17 protein-coding genes are annotated in these 17,428 nt (G+C 45.1%); 7 read left to right on the top strand and 10 right to left on the bottom strand.

The window, feature by feature from the left end:
* Positions 1–100: 100 nt before the first annotated feature.
* Entirely contained in the window at positions 101–1,669 is a 1,569-nt protein-coding gene (gene porX / locus G395_RS0115535; protein WP_026630896.1) for a T9SS response regulator signal transducer PorX, read from the top strand.
* A 74-nt stretch (positions 1,670–1,743) separates the two neighbouring features.
* Here the strand turns inward: porX and G395_RS0115530 are convergent, their stop codons facing one another.
* Both G395_RS0115530 and fsa read right to left on the bottom strand, forming a co-directional pair.
* Positions 1,744–2,400, bottom strand: coding sequence for a cell division ATP-binding protein FtsE (locus tag G395_RS0115530; protein WP_445438715.1), 657 nt, complete (start codon positions 2,398–2,400; stop codon positions 1,744–1,746).
* 27 nt (positions 2,401–2,427) lie between these two features.
* The gene (gene fsa / locus G395_RS0115525) at positions 2,428–3,090 is read right to left on the bottom strand and encodes a fructose-6-phosphate aldolase (protein ID WP_026630894.1); all 663 of its coding nucleotides are present in this window, start codon (positions 3,088–3,090) and stop codon (positions 2,428–2,430) included.
* A gap of 282 nt (positions 3,091–3,372) precedes the next feature.
* Between fsa and G395_RS0115520 the strand changes: the two genes are divergently transcribed.
* Both G395_RS0115520 and G395_RS0115515 read left to right on the top strand, forming a co-directional pair.
* On the top strand, positions 3,373–4,074 hold the full coding sequence (locus G395_RS0115520; protein ID WP_026630893.1) for a tetratricopeptide repeat protein: 702 nt from the start codon (positions 3,373–3,375) through the stop codon (positions 4,072–4,074).
* Positions 4,075–4,097: 23 nt separating this feature from the next.
* Positions 4,098–4,427 (top strand): transmembrane 220 family protein, encoded by a 330-nt coding sequence (locus tag G395_RS0115515; RefSeq protein WP_026630892.1) that lies wholly within the window; start codon positions 4,098–4,100, stop codon positions 4,425–4,427.
* A gap of 1 nt (position 4,428) precedes the next feature.
* On the opposite strand, the gene G395_RS0115510 is transcribed toward G395_RS0115515, so the two are convergent.
* Positions 4,429–5,196: a biotin--[acetyl-CoA-carboxylase] ligase gene (locus G395_RS0115510; protein WP_026630891.1), complete on the bottom strand. Its 768-nt coding sequence runs from the start codon at positions 5,194–5,196 to the stop codon at positions 4,429–4,431.
* Between the two features lie 44 nt (positions 5,197–5,240).
* Between G395_RS0115510 and rsfS the strand changes: the two genes are divergently transcribed.
* The 3 genes from rsfS (at position 5,241) to G395_RS0115495 (ending at position 8,798) form a co-directional block, all read left to right on the top strand.
* Positions 5,241–5,624, top strand: a complete 384-nt coding sequence (rsfS, locus tag G395_RS0115505) for a ribosome silencing factor (protein ID WP_026630890.1) — start codon at positions 5,241–5,243, stop codon at positions 5,622–5,624.
* A gap of 72 nt (positions 5,625–5,696) precedes the next feature.
* The gene (gene ftsH, locus G395_RS0115500) at positions 5,697–7,754 is read left to right on the top strand and encodes an ATP-dependent zinc metalloprotease FtsH (RefSeq protein WP_026630889.1); all 2,058 of its coding nucleotides are present in this window, start codon (positions 5,697–5,699) and stop codon (positions 7,752–7,754) included.
* A 96-nt stretch (positions 7,755–7,850) separates the two neighbouring features.
* Positions 7,851–8,798, top strand: a complete 948-nt coding sequence (locus tag G395_RS0115495) for an aldose 1-epimerase (RefSeq protein WP_026630888.1) — start codon at positions 7,851–7,853, stop codon at positions 8,796–8,798.
* Here G395_RS0115495 and G395_RS0115490 read toward each other — a convergent pair.
* Genes G395_RS0115490 through G395_RS0115465 form a run of 6 tightly spaced genes read right to left on the bottom strand, consistent with a single transcriptional unit; the run spans position 8,795 to position 14,264 of the window.
* Positions 8,795–9,931 (bottom strand): nucleotidyltransferase domain-containing protein, encoded by a 1,137-nt coding sequence (locus tag G395_RS0115490; RefSeq protein ID WP_026630887.1) that lies wholly within the window; start codon positions 9,929–9,931, stop codon positions 8,795–8,797. The genes G395_RS0115495 and G395_RS0115490 overlap by 4 nt on opposite strands.
* Before the next feature lies 1 nt (position 9,932).
* The gene (locus tag G395_RS0115485; RefSeq protein ID WP_026630886.1) at positions 9,933–10,850 is read right to left on the bottom strand and encodes a phosphoenolpyruvate carboxykinase (ATP); all 918 of its coding nucleotides are present in this window, start codon (positions 10,848–10,850) and stop codon (positions 9,933–9,935) included.
* A 16-nt stretch (positions 10,851–10,866) separates the two neighbouring features.
* Entirely contained in the window at positions 10,867–11,307 is a 441-nt protein-coding gene (locus G395_RS0115480) for a lasso peptide biosynthesis B2 protein (protein ID WP_026630885.1), read from the bottom strand.
* A 6-nt stretch (positions 11,308–11,313) separates the two neighbouring features.
* On the bottom strand, positions 11,314–11,583 hold the full coding sequence (locus G395_RS0115475; protein ID WP_026630884.1) for a PqqD family protein: 270 nt from the start codon (positions 11,581–11,583) through the stop codon (positions 11,314–11,316).
* Positions 11,584–11,642: 59 nt separating this feature from the next.
* Positions 11,643–13,172: an L-piperidine-6-carboxylate dehydrogenase gene (amaB, locus tag G395_RS0115470; RefSeq protein WP_026630883.1), complete on the bottom strand. Its 1,530-nt coding sequence runs from the start codon at positions 13,170–13,172 to the stop codon at positions 11,643–11,645.
* Positions 13,173–13,211: 39 nt separating this feature from the next.
* Complete coding sequence (locus G395_RS0115465; RefSeq protein WP_026630882.1) at positions 13,212–14,264, bottom strand: saccharopine dehydrogenase family protein; 1,053 nt, start codon at positions 14,262–14,264, stop codon at positions 13,212–13,214.
* A 92-nt stretch (positions 14,265–14,356) separates the two neighbouring features.
* Here G395_RS0115465 and G395_RS0115460 point away from each other — a divergent pair, with 92 nt between their 5' ends.
* Positions 14,357–15,631: a BaiN/RdsA family NAD(P)/FAD-dependent oxidoreductase gene (locus G395_RS0115460; RefSeq protein ID WP_229204184.1), complete on the top strand. Its 1,275-nt coding sequence runs from the start codon at positions 14,357–14,359 to the stop codon at positions 15,629–15,631.
* Here G395_RS0115460 and uvrC read toward each other — a convergent pair.
* Positions 15,598–17,415, bottom strand: a complete 1,818-nt coding sequence (gene uvrC, locus G395_RS0115455; RefSeq protein WP_026630880.1) for an excinuclease ABC subunit UvrC — start codon at positions 17,413–17,415, stop codon at positions 15,598–15,600. The genes G395_RS0115460 and uvrC overlap by 34 nt on opposite strands.
* Between the last annotated feature and the right edge of the window lie 13 nt (positions 17,416–17,428).

Genomic DNA, 17,428 nt, shown 5'->3' with positions numbered 1-17,428 from the left:
CTCTTAAAAAACGTTAAAATGGGTATTTTTATACGACCCGTTCAAACTGGGGCGTTACCCTTGTAGTGATTTTATTAACAACAATTGAAAAAACGTATCTATGCAATATAACATTCTTTGGGCCGATGACGAAATAGATCTTCTCAAACCACATATCATGTTTTTAACCAATAAAGGTTACAGTGTTACGCCTGTGAACAGCGGCGCCGATGCATTGGACCGCATTGAAAATGACCGGTTTGACATTGTTTTTTTAGATGAGATGATGCCTGGTATGACGGGCCTCGAAACGTTGGCACAAATAAAACAGCAACAGCCGAATTTGCCTGTTGTGATGATTACAAAGAGTGAGGAAGAGCATATTATGGAAGATGCCATCGGTTCCAAAATCGATGACTATTTGATCAAACCACTGAATCCCAACCAAATATTACTTTCTGTAAAGAAGATCCTGGACAATAAAAGGCTTGTAACTGAAAAAACGACATTAAGTTACCAGCAGGAATTCCGTAATCTCGCGATGCAATATCAGGACCGGATCGGACATGAAGAATGGGCGGATATTTATAAAAAGCTGATATACTGGGAATTGGAACTTGAAAGTTCCGAAGACCAAGGTATGGCAGAGGTTTTCAGCATGCAAAAAAGCGAGGCGAATGCTAATTTCTGCAAGTTTATTGAAGACGAATACGAAGAATGGCTGAACGATCCGCGTTCGGATAAGCCTATTTTGTCACATCAATTGATGAAACAAAAGGTTTTCCCGCATCTGAAAGGATCTGATGAGCCATTGTTTTTCCTGCTGATCGATAATTTCCGTTATGACCAATGGAAAATGATCCAGCCGATTTTGCAGGAATATTTCAACATTGAAGAAGAGTCTTCCTACTATTCCATCCTGCCGACTACGACCGGATATGCCCGTAATGCGATTTTTTCAGGCCTTATGCCGAGCGAAATGGAGCGTAAGCATCCGCAATGGTGGGTAAGTGATGAAAATACACCCGAAGGTGAAGAGGGATTGAATAATCATGAGCATGATTTCCTGCAAAAGCAGCTGGAAATGAATCACCTTAATAATGTAAAAAGCTCATATCACAAAATCCTGAATGCCAACCAGGGCAAAGCATTGATAGACAACTTCAATAATATGCTGAATAACCAGCTGAATGTGGTTGTGTACAACTTTGTGGATATGCTTTCACATGCGCGGACGGACGTGCAGATGATCAAGGAGCTGGCACCGGATGAGGCTGCTTACAGGTCCATCACGAAATCCTGGTTCCAGCATTCTCCGCTTTTGGACTTCATTAAAAAGGTGGCGGAGAAGAAATGCAGACTAATCCTGACTACGGACCACGGAATGATCCGCGTTCAGAAACCGGTGAAAATCATTGGTTACCGTGAGACGAATACGAACCTCCGTTACAAACACGGGAAGAATCTGGGCTTTGATGATAAAAATCTGATGGTATGCCGCAAGCCTGAAAGAATTTTCCTTCCAAAACCACACGTTTCTACATCTTACGTGTTTACCAAGGAAGATTATTTCTTTGCTTACCCGAACAATTACAATCAATACGTGAATTTGTACAGGGATACATTCCAGCACGGAGGCGTGTCGCTGGAAGAAATGATCATTCCGATCATTGATTTAACTGCAAAGTAATTTAAGGTTCATATAAAAAAGTAAAGCATCCCGTCGCTCGACAGGATGCTTTTCCTTTTACAGGCTTATTTAAATCAGCCTTCTATAACACTTCCGTTCTCGCATTTCAAAACACGCGCCGGGAATTTCCTCAGGAATTCGTGGTTATGGGTTGCCATCAGAATGGCTACGCCAGCATTGTTTATCGTCTTGAAAACCTGCATAATCTGCTCCGCGACTTCCGGATCAAGATTACCCGTGGGCTCATCGGCGATCAGTATCCGCGGCTCGTTCAGCATGGCGCGGGCAATTACGACCCGCTGCTGTTCACCACCCGAGAGCTGGTGAGGCATTCTTTTCTGTGCAGTTCCCAGTCCTACCTGCATCAAAACCTCAGCAATACGCTTTGAGATTTTGCCCTTATCGTCCCAGCCAGTCGCTTTTAAAACAAATGACAGGTTATCCTCAACAGAGCGATCGGAAAGCAACTGAAAGTCCTGAAAAACAATGCCTATTTTACGGCGGAGAAACGGAATATCTGATCGCTTAATGTTGTGCAGCTCATAACCAGCCACTTTGGCAGATCCCGTATGCAGCCACAAATCTGCGTACAACGTCTTCAAAAGAGAACTTTTCCCGCTTCCGGTCCGTCCGATCATGTAGACGAACTCACCGTTTTTTATTTCAAAATGTACATCGTTTAAAACAGGCCGCTCACCCTGATAAATATCTGCTCGATCCAGTATGATAATTGGCTCTGTTGACTCTGTCATAAAAAATTAGGTATTTGGATTTCCTTTTTTGTAGTCAGCAAGGAATTTTTCCAGTCCGATGTCTGTAAGCGGGTGTTTCAGCAATGCTTCCATCGCGCTCAAAGGACCTGTCATAACATCTGCACCTACTTCTGCGCACTGGATAATGTGCATTGGGTGACGAACAGATGCCGCCAGAACTTGTGTATCAAAACCGTAATTTCTGTAAATCAAAAGAATCTGCTCGATCAACGCGATACCGTCAGTTGAAATATCATCAAGACGACCGATGAATGGAGAAACATATGTTGCACCTGCTTTTGCAGCCAAAAGAGCCTGCCCTGCGGAGAAAATCAATGTACAGTTGGTACGAACACCTTTGCCTGAGAAATATTTCAAAGCTTTAACGCCTTCTTTCGTCATAGGGATCTTCACAACGATTTTGTCGTCGATCTCGATCAATTCTTCACCTTCACGGATCATTCCAGCCAAATCGATTGAAATAACTTCCGCACTCACATCCCCATCCACAATGTCACAGATTGCTTTATAGTGGCGCATGATGTTGTCTCTGCCCGTAATTCCTTCCTTCGCCATTAACGATGGGTTGGTAGTAACGCCGTCCAAAACACCAAGTGCCTGTGCTTCCTGAATTTCTGCCAGGTTAGCAGTATCAATAAAAAATTTCATAACGGGAATTTATTGGTTAGAATATTCCACAAAAGTAGAAAACCCTGGTCAAAAGCAAAAAGAAAGAGGAGAATAGAACCGAAAGGACATAAAAAAAGGCAAACCGAGAATCTCACCGCATCGACCACCTACCCTTGCTTCCGTCAGGACCTGGGGGATTCGGAAGGAGCTGGTAGTTCCGATTTGCCAGGTGCAAAGATAAAGACATTTTATTGACAAAAAGAAAACATTCATTTAACGTTTGGGCTTACTTTTGTGCGAATCAATTAGAAATGAACAGTTATGCCGCGTTATTTTTTTTTATTTTTCCTTTATTTATGTGTCTCATGTGCCCAATCTTCTGATGCTTTTTTGCAAAAAGGGAAAGAATTAATGCAACAGGGCAAGACCCGCGAGGCCATTGAGTTCATCAACAAAGCCATTGAAAAAGACGATGCGAACGCTGATGCATTTAATTTACGGGGCGTTGCTTTTTACGAACTGAAAGAATATCCAAGCGCACTCCTGGACTTTGGCCAGGCAATCAAAATAAAACCAACCTCCTACCGACCCTATTTTAACCGTGCGCTGCTTTACACAGATGAGAACAAGCTGGATTCCGCATTTGCAGATTACAACAAATCAGCCGAACTCGCACCGGACACCGCCGACGTCTTCCTTAACCGCGGTCAGTTATTGGTGCTGATGGAAAAACCCACCGAAGCCATCGCTGACTTTGAGAAAGCCACCAAACTGGACGACAACAATAAAATGGCCTGGTATAACCTCGGAAACACTTACTATCGCAACAAAGACTACAAGAAAGCCACGCTGGCCTTTCGCCAAACCGTACGTTTGGACGCGGCTTATGGCAAAGCATTTTATGGGCTCGGCCTTGCGCAATGGAATGATGGTGAAAAGGATTTGGGCTGTACGAATTTGAAACAAGCCCTTAATGTTGGTTACTCGGATGCTGCCAATGCGCTGGCGCAATTTTGTAAATAAAACCAATCTAACCCCACTTCGATATGAGACTTTTTAAGATTGCTTCCGGAATACTGTTCATCGCTTTTGCTTATTTACAGCTTAACGACCCCGATTCGGGCTTATGGATTGCTATTTACAGTTTTGCGGCACTTGCATGCTTTATGAGCATTCGCGAACTGTGGCCTAGTTGGGTGTTTTATGCGCTTGGTGCGGGGTATTTGGTCGCGGCTGTGCTGCAATGGCCGCCGGAATTTGAAGGGGTATTCTTTGGAGAAACTGCCATGCGAAGCCTCAACATTGAACTCGCAAGAGAGTCGCTCGGTTTGGGAATTTGTACTATTGTGATGATTGTGATAGGCAAATGGGGCTGATCTAATCTTTCAGCCATTCTATTTCTTTCAGCCCCACTTCCAGCATGCCGCTTTCGGAAAGAAGGTTTAAAACCAGCTTTCCCTGCAAAGTAACGCGGCTTACCGTGCCTTCGAGAACACGGTCCTGATATTTAAACCGAACAGCATGATTGTATCCGAACAGGTTTGTCAAATAATCTTTACGGATACGATCATGTAATGTTTTGGATTTCAAATTGGCATAGGAATGGTCCAGGCAGCGAAGCAGCTTGTGGAACTCTGCGCTGAGCACAAACCGCCGGCCTGTTTCCCTGCTAATAGACGTTGCGTAGGAAGTTGTGAATGCAGCCTGGTTAATGTTCACGCCTATCCCTATAATTGAGCTGCCAATTTTGCTTCCCTGAATAGAATTTTCGATCAGGACGCCGCTCACTTTTTTACCATTCACATGCACATCGTTCGGCCATTTCACTTTGGCGTCATTTACGTATAATGCAGCATAAGCGCGGATTCCCAATGCGACTGTCTGGCTTAATAAAAACTGGTCTCCTACCGGCAGGAAACCGGGCGTTAAAATGACGGAAAATGTAAGATTCTGACCCGGATCTGCAACCCATTCTGTACCCCTCTGCCCCCTGCCTTTTACCTGATTATCTGTTATGACAATCGTCCCTTCATCGAACAACCCTGCGTGCACTATTTCAGCCGCTATGTCGTTTGTAGAGTGACAAGTTGGCAGATATATAACTTTTTTACCAATTATTAAGGTATCCTGTATAGAGTTGTACAATTTTTTTGTTTTACTTTAGGGTTTAGAAAAGGAATTAACTACGAATGAAAGAACGCAAAAATAAAGAACTATCCTCAAAAGATCTCTCTGAGCTGGTAGCAAAAGGAATGATAGAAAAGAAGGGCCTGGACATCGCAATACTTGACCTCAGAAATGTAAAAAACTCAATCACTGATTTTTTTGTAATTTGTTCGGGTAACTCCGACACGCAGATAGATGCTTTGGCCAATTCGGTTGAAGACGAAGTTTATAAAATGTCCAAAACAGAACCCTGGCAGAAGGAAGGAAAGGCGAATGGAGAGTGGATTTTGATTGATTATGTCGACGTTGTCGCACACATATTCAACAAAGATCGCCGCAAGCATTATGATCTGGAAGAACTTTGGGGAGATGCAGAGGTAACATACCTGGAAGATTCCATGGTATAAATGACCGGCAGGTGAACATTAGCCTGGACCGGAATGTTGTTTATTATATTTCCTCTTAATTAAAAACACAGAATGTCCGAAAACGATAACAAAAGAGGGCCTCTCAGTCCTAAAAGTCCCCAAAAAGGATATCAGGGCTGGATTATCGCTGCTCTGATTGCCACTATACTTGGAATAACATACCTCAACCGAACCTCAACCATTCGTGAGACGACGCAAAAGCGTTTCGAGAAGATGATGGCTGACAAAGAAGTCGAAAGGGTAACGATTGTTAATGACAAGTCTGTTGAGGTTACACTGAAAGCTGAGGCGCTGAAACAGGATAAATACAAGGTTGTTGCAAAGGAGAATAATTACTTCGGTGGTGAGACAGTTTCTCATTACCAGTTCCAGGTAACGTCCGCTGAAACATTTAAGAAAGATTTCGACAAAATGCAGGAAGGCATTCCTGACGATGACAAGGTGCCGTTTGTAGTGGATACCCGCAACGACTGGACCAGTTTCCTCGGAACCTGGGGCTTTTTCATTGTCATGATCCTGGTGATGTACTTCATTCTGGGCAGAATGTCCGGCGGTGTTGGTCCGGGTGGTCAGATCTTTAACATTGGTCGTTCACGTGCTACATTGTTCGATGCTGAAAACAAAGTTAAAATTACTTTTAACGACGTTGCAGGCCTTGATGAAGCAAAAGAAGAGATCAAAGAGATCGTTGAATATCTGCAAAGCCCGGACAAATTCAAGAAGCTGGGTGCTAAAATTCCAAAGGGTGCATTGCTTGTAGGACCTCCGGGAACTGGTAAAACATTGTTGGCTAAGGCCGTTGCCGGTGAAGCTGGTGTTCCATTCTTCTCCCTGTCCGGTTCTGACTTTGTTGAAATGTTCGTAGGTGTGGGTGCGGCGCGTGTTCGTGACCTTTTTAAGCAAGCAAAAGAAAAAGCGCCTTGTATCATCTTTATTGATGAAATCGACGCAGTTGGCCGTTCACGTGGACGTGGTGCAATGCCAGGGTCTAATGATGAACGTGAAAATACATTAAACTCGCTGCTGGTTGAAATGGATGGTTTTGCTACCGATTCCGGTATCATTATCGTAGCAGCAACCAACCGTCCTGATGTTTTGGACCCTGCTTTGCTTCGTCCAGGCCGTTTTGACCGTCAGATCTCTGTTGATAAGCCAGATGTTATCGGTCGCGAAGCGATTTTCAAAGTGCATTTGAAACCGTTAAAATTGTCGACTGACGTTAACATTCAAAAACTTTCTTCTCAGACACCCGGTTTTGCCGGCGCTGAAATAGCGAACGTTTGTAATGAAGCGGCATTGATTGCAGCCCGTCGTAACCGTGAGGAAGTAACCATGCAGGACTTCCAGGATGCTATGGACCGGGTTATCGGTGGTTTGGAAAAGAAAAACAAGCTTATATCACCTGAGGAAAAGGAAATTGTTGCTTATCATGAAGCAGGTCACGCGGTGGCAGGCTGGTTCCTGGAACATGCTGACCCATTGGTTAAAGTATCTATCGTTCCCCGTGGTGTAGCAGCATTGGGTTACGCCCAGTATCTGCCGAGAGAACAGTATTTGTATCGTACAGAACAGCTGTTTGACGAAATGTGTATGACATTAGGCGGTCGTGCTGCGGAAGATGTGGTATTCGGCAAGATCTCAACCGGTGCATTAAGTGACCTGGAACGAGTAACGAAAGTCGCGTATAGCATGGTAACCATGTACGGAATGAACGAGCGCATCGGAAACATTTCTTACTACGATTCAAAACAAAGCGATTATGCATTCACGAAGCCATATTCCGAATCAACGTCACAAGCTATTGACGAAGAGGTTAGAAAGCTGATCGATCAGGCTTACCAGTTTGTTAAAAATCTGTTATTCGAGAAACGGGACAAATTGGAAGTGTTGGCGAAAGAGCTTTTGGAAAAAGAGATTTTGTTCCAGAGTGATCTTGAAAAACTGATTGGAAAACGTCCTTACGAGAAGGAAACGAGCTATCAGGCCTACATTAACCGTCGTTCCAATGAAGAAGCAGCGATCCATGAGGAAGTTGTGAAACATACATTGGAAAAAGACAACAAAGAAGAAGAATTGGCAGAGGCAGGCAAAGACGTGTCAAACGAATAAGCCGCTTTGACTTCATAATGATATATATATAGCCGGGCAATCACATTGTCCGGCTATTATTTTTGTAACAAACATCCATCCCAAACCCCGCAACAAATGTCTTTTGAAATATTCGCGCAACAATTTGGCGAGCTTACTGAACTTGTAATCCAGGAATCAGCAACCGGAAATCGCTGTGTTGTCATTCCGGAATTAGGAGGAATTGTCCGTCAGCTATCATTACGAAAAGGTATCACCCTGTTTTCTCTGCTAAAAACACCGCCTACTCCCGACAGCCTGCTTGCGGATTCGAAGAGCGCCAGTGAACTTCTATTTCCCTTTGCCAGCAGGATCCCGGATGGGAAATATAAGTTCTTGGGCAAAGAATATCAGTTGGTTAAAAATGAAACCGGCAACCTGAATGCCATACATGGATTGGTGAGAAAACAATCATTCAACATCGACGAACAGGACATTCAAACCGATCGCGCGTCTGTGAAACTCTCCTATTCGCTCGATAATCCCGAAGGCTATCCATTTGACGTTGATTTCTCTGTGCTCTATACATTGCACGCCGACGGCCGGTTTGTATTAACTTACGAAGCAATCAATCAAGGCAATGAGCCGGCTCCGGCAATGTTTGGCTGGCATCCGTATTTCGTGCTTGGTAATGAGCAGGCCGACGCATGGAAGATCAACATTCCTTCTGATGAAATTGTAGATTTTGACAATAACCAGATTCCGGTTGGCAGAAAGCCGTTTCTTGTAGAAAAGCCGACCAAAATATATCAGAAAGCTTTTGATAATTGCTTCGTGGTGAACTCCGTGTCTGACAGTGTAACCACTGAGCTCATCTCGGAAAATCAGGACATTACATTGCGGATTAAGCAAGAAACCGGAGAAGGCAAGTTCAATTATCTGGTCGTATACACCCCGCCTGCGCGCGATTGTGTCGCTATCGAGCCATTGACAGCCAATGTGGATTCATTCAATTCCGGCGAAGGGCTTAACATTCTTGCGCATGGAAAGAGCATCTCTGGTTCTATTACGCTAACGCTGGTTTAAGAGCGGTGTTGCTTGTACCAAAAGGCCTTATGCCAGAGCAACTTCCAGTAAGTGAGATAGCGTAAATGGGCAGCGATAATTGATAATTTAATGCTCAAATTATCTCTATGCCGCATATTATAAGTAAATATGCGCCATGATTTTGATTTCAATACCGGACGCTCGTTTTCCCAATGCATAAGAATTGCATTTTTGAAATGTTCAGAAGGAGTGTTCATAGTATTTGAAAGGTGCGGGCTAAAAAAGGTTTCACCAGTAAGCATATGGGCCATCGCCAGCGATTCCATGAGCAACCGGTTGAAACTTTTCTTTATGGTCATGTCCTGAATGTAATCCCAATCGAGCTCACCTGCATGTTTGCGTAAAAGTCTTACGAAATCGCCCATGTATTTCAGCTTGTCCCACTGCTCGATCCCGCCATGGTGAATGACCATCAGGAGCAATTGGTTTTCCATGCGGGGAATATGGATAGCAGCACCGGCCATTTGAACCTGGATCATATCTTTTGAAAGCTCCGCCCAGCTCAGGTCATAGCAGTAACGAGGGTAACTCGGCCTCCACTGGACTTCCAGCGACTGCAATGTATGTTCCCCGACCGGTTCCAAAGGAAGCTGATAATCCGTATTCAGATAGGCCTGTCTCAATGTATCCTTACTCAATAAATACTTGCGGTAAGCGTCTGGCGCAAAGCCGCTTGCTTTTAATGTGTCAAGACTTTGGGGAACATCTTCTTCCTTGATAAAAAAGTCAATATCGCCGAATTCCCGCTGATTGGGCTTGTCATACAACAGCCAGGCCCACAATGCACCTTTCATTAAAAAAGCTTTGACGTCAGCCGCGATAAGCTGCTGATATAAGCGCACGGAAATTCCCAGAAACGCCATATTGGTTACCGCCTGCCCCATTGCAAACTCTTTCAAAGCTGCCAGATTTTTGGCAGGAATGTCAGGCTGTTCCGTACGGCTTTGCAAATGATCCAGTAATAATGGTCTCACCTGATGCCAGTTGGCCAGCCTTGTGAATTTTGGCCAGATTACCTCGCGTTGACGTATTTGGAATGGCGGTTTTGATTTCCCTCCAAGCGCAGCTTCAATGAGCAGGGCCAGCTCGGGAGAAATTTTCAGGTCTGGCATATTATCCGGCAATTAATTGTTCCGGAATGCATTCACTGACCCATTTTTCCAGGTTTTCAAATCCGTCCGGACGTTTTTTCTTCCACAGCTTCGCAGATTTGCTGCATTGAAAGCTCTGTAAAAAAAGCCTTTTTAAAACATCCCGGGTAAGCAGCTGGCTCGGCAGCGGGAAGTGTTTCAATGTCTCGGTAGGGATCTCAGCAGCAGACAGCGCTGCTAATGGCTTCTTATTGCGTGCTCTATGCAAAAAAAATACTTCCTTTAATAGCACTGGCTCATGTGAAAAACCTGATTTCGGCTCATATGAGAATTTGTTGACACCTTCGCTCACCGGATGTAATTCGGATTCTGAGTAATGCAGGCCGGCGACGGTTTTGTCCCAGATTTTAAGCTGTGGGTATGCAGGAACAATGTAAGCCGATCCATCTTCATGGAATCCGATAGCGGTTAGGTCGTCGCTTAGCAATTTGCAACCTGCCTTTATAAACGCAGCTGCCGTTGTCGATTTTCCGGCTCCCGGCGTTCCCATAAAACACCAGCCTTCATTGCCAACCCGCACCGAGCTGGCATGCAGGAGAAATAACCCGCGTTGAAACAGGATCAAACCGATAGCCTCACTTACTGTAAACAGGCTTAGCAGATTATCATCATTAGTCAGTGCATTAACATACAGATAATTACCAGTTGTAGCTTTAAACGAGGCTATATTATCCCAATGCAAATAAAGATCTTCATCAGCATCTTTCCCGAAAGATGCCCGCACGCCCCTTCGATATAACTGTGTTTTGCCCAGGGCTGGCAATTCGAATGCTGCTGATTTGATATATAAATCGGGATCGAAGTTAGCGTCTCCGTCACTTAATTCGGGAAGTTCTATTTCGGAAAGGATATTTAACCCAAAGGCTTTGTAAGAGTGCATGTATGTTATGATAAAATCATTGCCAAACCCAAATTCGCTGATAAAGAACTGATTCTGGCCAGTTACCCATGATTACCGAGCCATTTTTCTCCACCCAGGCATGCGCCTCAAACTGCTTGGCAGGATTTACTTCAATGCCTATTTCTAATGTTAGAGCGGGCACTTTACGCAGCAGATATTTGGTTGCCAGCGCGCGCGGGAGACATAGCAATTCTAATGGCAGTATATGGGAAGCAGTATCAACAGCCCAGACAGTCAGATCGATCCTTTCCTGGGAAATTTCCCTGGTGTATTCACTTTTGCAAAGCCAATGGAATATTTTCCTGAATGTTCCGAAGGGTAAAATCGTCAGACCCGTCTTGATAAGCACCAGGCTCACAGCCGCTTTCAGAAAAATGAGCTTTCCTTCATGCGATAAACCATTCCATTTGGCAATATGGTGCTTAAATCGTCCCAACCGTGCCTAATTAGTTACTTCCACCAGGTTTTCAGAAATAAGGTCTTTCAGCAAAAAATCAATGTCATTTTTACATGTTTCAGCATCAATCTCGTATTCGCTGATCACTGCATCACAAAGAGAATCAATGGTTTGCGGGCCTCTTTCCAAATTATCCCAGACAAGCATTCCCACTTCATTCAGTCCGTAATAAGCACCCTTGCTGTGATTGAGTATGACAGTTTCGCCGGCTACTTTGGAGCTAATCTGGTCTGAGGTAAGTTGGTATTTAGTCATGAGGGGCTATTCTGATGTTATATAATGTGTCTTGATTTGTACAAAGTTAAAAATTTTAATTACTCAATCTCAAACTTTATTCCCTGCGCCAGGGGAAGCGCCGTTCCATAATTGATCGTGTTTGTTTGTCTGCGCATATAAAATTTCCAGGCATCCGAACCCGATTCGCGACCGCCGCCCGTTTCCTTTTCTCCGCCGAAAGCCCCGCCAATCTCCGCTCCCGAAGTGCCAATGTTCACATTAGCAATTCCGCAATCAGATCCTGCATGAGAAAGGAATAACTCTGATTCTCTGATATTTAGCGTAAAAATAGCAGATGATAGTCCTTGCGGAACGTCATTCTGAATGGCGATGGCCTCTTCCAGTTCATTGTATTTGATCAAATAAAGAATGGGCGCGAATGTCTCATGCTGCACGATTGCATATTTATTTTGAACCTCCGCAATACATGGCGCAACGTAACATCCAGACGAAAATTCTGGCCCATTCAGCACTTGCGGCTCGACAATAAAAGTGCCACCGGCGTCTATGACTTTTTCTACGGCAAGCTGATATTGAGAAACTGCATCTTTATCGATCAACGGACCGACGTGCATGTTGGCATCAAGGGGATTTCCAATGCGCAGTTGCGCATATGCCTTTACCAGCCGCTGCTTCACCTCTTCGTAAATGTCAGCCTGGACAATGATCCTTCGGGTAGAAGTGCATCGCTGGCCTGCCGTTCCTACTGCCCCGAATACAATGCCGGGGATAGCAACATGCAGGTCGGCCGACGGTGTGATAATGATGGCATTGTTACCGCCCAGTTCAAGCAAGCTTTTACCCAGCCGCCTCGCGACGGCCTCACCCACCGCCTTCCCCATCCGTGTGCTTCCCGTTGCCGAAACCAATGCGATCCGCGGATCATTTGCGAGCCATGCTCCTACCTCGCGACCGCCCGTCAAAACACAGGAAACGCCTTCCGGCACATCGTTTTCTTCAAGCACTGTTTTGATAATGTTCTGGGACGCCAATGCCGTTAGCGGCGTTTTTTCCGAAGGTTTCCAGATACAAACATCCCCGCAAACCCACGCCAGCATCGCATTCCACGACCAGACTGCAACCGGAAAATTAAATGCAGAAATAATGCCGACGACACCGATCGGATGCCATTGCTCATACATCCGGTGTTGCGGGCGTTCGCTATGCATGGTTAGTCCGTAGAGCTGACGCGAAAGACCCACCGCAAAATCGCAGATATCGATCATTTCCTGCACTTCTCCCAATCCTTCCTGCAAGCTTTTGCCCATTTCATAACTTACCAGTGTGCCAAACTCCGTTTTGAATTTCCGAAGCTGATCACCCATCTGACGCACAATCTCACCGCGTTTTGGTGCAGGGATCTGTTTCCATATTTTAAACGCTTCTACCGCTTTCTGCACCACGAAGTCATAATCAGAGCGATCAGCCTGGTTTGCCTGCGCTATTCTTTTGCCGTTAACCGGCGAAACGGAATCCAAAATCCCTCCATTTCCGGCCTGATGAACTTTGCCTGTGCTAACACCATTATTAAGCTGCTGAATGCCTAGCGCATCCAAGACAGTTTGTATATTTTCCATTAATAAGTCTTTTGTGTGTAATGCTCCTTCTCAATTAAAAAACGAACCATTTTGTGTTTGAAGGAAATCTTGCAATAAAATATCTTCCTGACGAATAAAACCCTGACTGGGTAACACGCCATTTGCAACCATCTCTACAACCGAGGCAATAGATGCGGCAGTTGTCCAGGAAATAGCGCGCCAATGTTGCCCGTCGATTTCAATGGGATGGTATGCCCTGTAAAACTCTTCCCTTTCCAACCGGTTCTCTTTCCAGCCTTCAACAACTGCATAAACGTAAACAACATCCTGCTGCACAGGCGGTTTAGCCTCTGTCAATATTTGCTCGATCAGTTCGCGCTTATCCTTTAAGCAAAGTTCATAAAGCATGAAACGCATCAGACTGCAATGTCCGGGATATCGTATCGTCTTGTAATTCAGCGTATCCAGCTTCCCTTCCAACGTTTCGCACATGGTCCCTAAACCTCCGGAGGTGATGAAAGCTTCAAACTCCTGCCCTTCAATATTGATCATTTCAACGCCTTCCAATGAAGGAACCATCTTCCTGATGCCATTATGGATCACTTCCGCATCATTGATATACTCATTCACGACACCCGCCGGAGACCATGTAAAAGAATAGCCCATCAAGCCATTCGGATAGCGTGGCAAAGCGCCTACGCGCAGTTCGATGTCGCGTAATTTGGTAAACCGTTTGGCCAGATCCATTCCTACTATGCCAATAAAACCAGGCGCCAGGCCACATTGCGGTGCAAGTACGCTCCTGCTCTCCTTTGCCATTTCTCGTATTGCGGCAGTCGTGGCAACATCTTCGGTCAGATCGAAATAATGTATTCCCTGCTCGCAGGCTTTGCGCGCGATGGGTAAGTTCAGATTATAAGGCATGCAGGACACAACCGCATCAAACCCGGCAAGCGTTTGTTCTAATAATTCCGGATTGCTAATGTCGCCGGGGATCACCGGAAATGGAAGCAGCACAGCAGGTTGGGTTTTATCAACCCCGGTAACATTGAATTTTTTACTCAATAAAGTCCCGACGAGAGACCCCACTTTTCCGAGACCGATAACGAGGATTTTTTGCATGTATAGTCAAACATTTAGGTTATAAATATTTTAGCTGTGGAGAAAGATATGAAAAGAAATTGCAGTTTTTAAAACTTACATGTCATTTTTGTATGATGAATAGAAGTGCTATGCAGATTGCCATTGTGGGTGGAGGCGCCTCCGGATTTATGGCTGCTATAACGGCGGCAGAAGAAAATCCGGACGCAAAAATTGTCATTTTGGAGAAGAATAAGACGGTTTTGAACAAAGTCCGGGTGTCGGGCGGTGGCCGCTGCAATGTGACGCATAACCCGTCCGATCTGCGCTTTTTTATTAAAAATTATCCAAGAGGCGAAAAGCTGCTACGGAAGCTGCTGCATCATTTTGACGCGAAGGACACCGTCAGTTGGTTCGAGAATAAGGGTGTAAAATTGAAGACCGAGCCCGATGGCAGAATGTTCCCGGTTACAGATTCTTCACAAACGATTATTGAATGCATGATCAGAACGGCTCGTAACCTGAACATTGAGATCAGAACAAGCACGTCTGTTCAGTCATTTTCCAAAATTACAGGAGACGGCCGGGAAGGTTTTTCGGTTCAGTTAACTGATGGTGAAAAACTTTATGCGGATAAACTGCTGATTGCAACCGGCGGCTATCCAAAGGCCAGTGGGTTTGATTGGCTACAAACGCATGATCACACGATCATTAACCCGCTTCCATCTCTTTTTACATTTAACACGCCGGACAATTATCTTTTGTTGCTGGCCGGTGTCTCAGTTCAGGATGCGCTTGTAAAAATTTCGGGGACCAAGCATGAATGGCAAGGCCCGCTGCTAATAACGCATTGGGGTTTTAGTGGCCCGGCCGTTCTGAAACTTTCTGCCTGGGGCGCGCGCGATCTTGCGGAAAAGGATTACAATTTTATTTGCAAGATCAATTGGGTTCCGCAAATGAATGAGCAGCAGATCAGGGAATTTTTGATGGGTGAAAAAGCCAAAACGCCGAAACAGCAAATCTCCTCCCACGCAAGGTTTGGCATTCCCGCGCGGTTATGGAAAGCGTTCGTTGCAAAATCAGAGATTCCGGACGAGCTGCGCTGGTCGGATGCGACAAATAAATTATTAAACCGGCTTACGGAATTACTGACAAACAGTCAGTTCGACGTCAAAGGAAAAACTACTTTCAAGGAAGAGTTCGTGACATGTGGCGGCATTTCCTTGCTAGATGTTGATCATGAAACATTAGAAAGCAAAGCAGTCCCAGGATTATATTTCGCAGGTGAAGTGCTTGACATTGATGGCATTACAGGCGGTTTCAATTTCCAAAATGCCTGGACAACCGGATACATTGCCGGCAAAAACCTGGCTGGTCACTCAACATTGTCTGCCATAGCATCAAAGTAAGTCCTTACCTTCTTCGCCCGGTCAAGTCCGACGAGCCCCGCCAACTGTTCCAATGAACTTTCGCGGATACCACGAACAGAACCGAAGAATTTCAGCAATTTCGCTGCCGTAACCTTACCTACGCCGTCCACACCGTCCAGTTCACTGATCAGGCTGGCTTTGCTTCTCTTATCCCTGTGAAACGTGATCCCAAACCGGTGTGCTTCATCGCGGATCTGCTGAATGAGCTTCAATGATTCAGACTTTTTATCAATGTAAAGCGGCAGGGAATCTTCCGGAAAGTAGATCTCTTCCAATCTTTTAGCAATGCCGATAATGGGCACCTGGCCATATATACCCAGGTTTTTTAATGCATCACAGGCAGCGCCAAGCTGACCTTTTCCACCATCGACCACGATCAGGTCCGGCAGCGGCTGCTCTTCTGCAATCAGCCTGAGATAACGCCTTCCTACCACCTCGTTCATGGATGCAAAGTCATTGGGCCCGATAACGGTCTTAATGTTGAAATGCCTGTAATCCTTTTTGGACGGCTTCCCATCCTTGAAACACACCATGGCCGCAACCGGGTTCGTACCCTGAATGTTGGAGTTATCGAAGCATTCAATGTGCCTTGGGAGCGTTTTTAATTGCAAATCTGCCTTTAAACGGATCAGAATCCTGTCCTTTTTGGACGAAGTCGCAGATGCTTCCACTTCCCTGCGCTCGGCTTTATCACGGCGGAAATACATCACATTTTTCATGGACATATCGAGCAGCTTCTTTTTATCACCTATCTGAGGGACAGTGAGTTCCAGGCGCATTTCCAGGTCGGGCTTAATGTTCGAGATCAGCTCTTTGGCTTCGGCCCCAAACTTGGAACGCATTTCGACGATCATTAATGCGAGGATCTCGGCATCGCTTTCATCGAGCTTTTTCTTCACCTCAATGGTCTGTGTAGCAACCATATATCCCTGTTTTATTTTCATAAAATTGAGATACGCGGCTTCTTCATCGGACACGATGGTCAGGACATCAATGTTCCCGATCTTCGGATTCGTAACAGTGGCTTTGCTTTGAAAATTGGAAAGGCTTTCGATTTTCGTTTTCCAGGAATGTGCTTTTTCAAATTCCATTTGCTCGGCAGCTTTCAACATTTTGTCTTTAAAATATTGTTGCGGCAGCGATAAATTGCCTTTCAGGATATTATGGACCTGTTCGATTTCCGCATTGTACTCGGCTTCGTCCTGCAACCCTTCACACGGGCCTTTGCAGTTGCCAATGTGATATTCCAGACAAACTTTGAATTTCCCTGCTACAATGTTCGCCTGCGAAAGCGGCAACTGGCACGAACGTATCGTGTAAAGCGATCTGAACATATCAAGGAGCGTGTGCATGGTCCGCAAACTGGCAAATGGCCCGTAAAAAGTGCCCTTGGTCCTGTCCAGATTGCGCGTCACGTACACACGCGGAAAGCGCTCCTGCGTGACGCATATGAAAGGGTATGTTTTATCGTCTTTAAGGAGAATGTTAAATTTCGGCTGCAATTGCTTGATAAGCTGATTTTCAAGCAATAATGCGTCCCATTCGCTGTGAACGATTGTGTATTCAATACGGCGGATCTGACTTACGAGCCGTTTGGTTTTACGGTCATGCTGATTGGATTTCAGGAAATAGCTCGAAACCCGGCTTCTGAGGCTTTTCGCCTTACCCACATATATGACTTCTCCGGTCTCGTCAAAATAGCGATATACACCGGGATCAAGCGGAATTTTTGAAAGTTCTTCTTTATAATTGAATTCAGACATTGAATAAATTTCT

Origin of the sequence: Dyadobacter alkalitolerans DSM 23607, from assembly GCF_000428845.1 — a bacterium.
Taxonomy (GTDB): domain Bacteria; phylum Bacteroidota; class Bacteroidia; order Cytophagales; family Spirosomataceae; genus Dyadobacter; species Dyadobacter alkalitolerans.
Note: the sequence above shows the minus strand (reverse complement) of the source record. Positions and strands in the feature narration are given on the sequence as shown.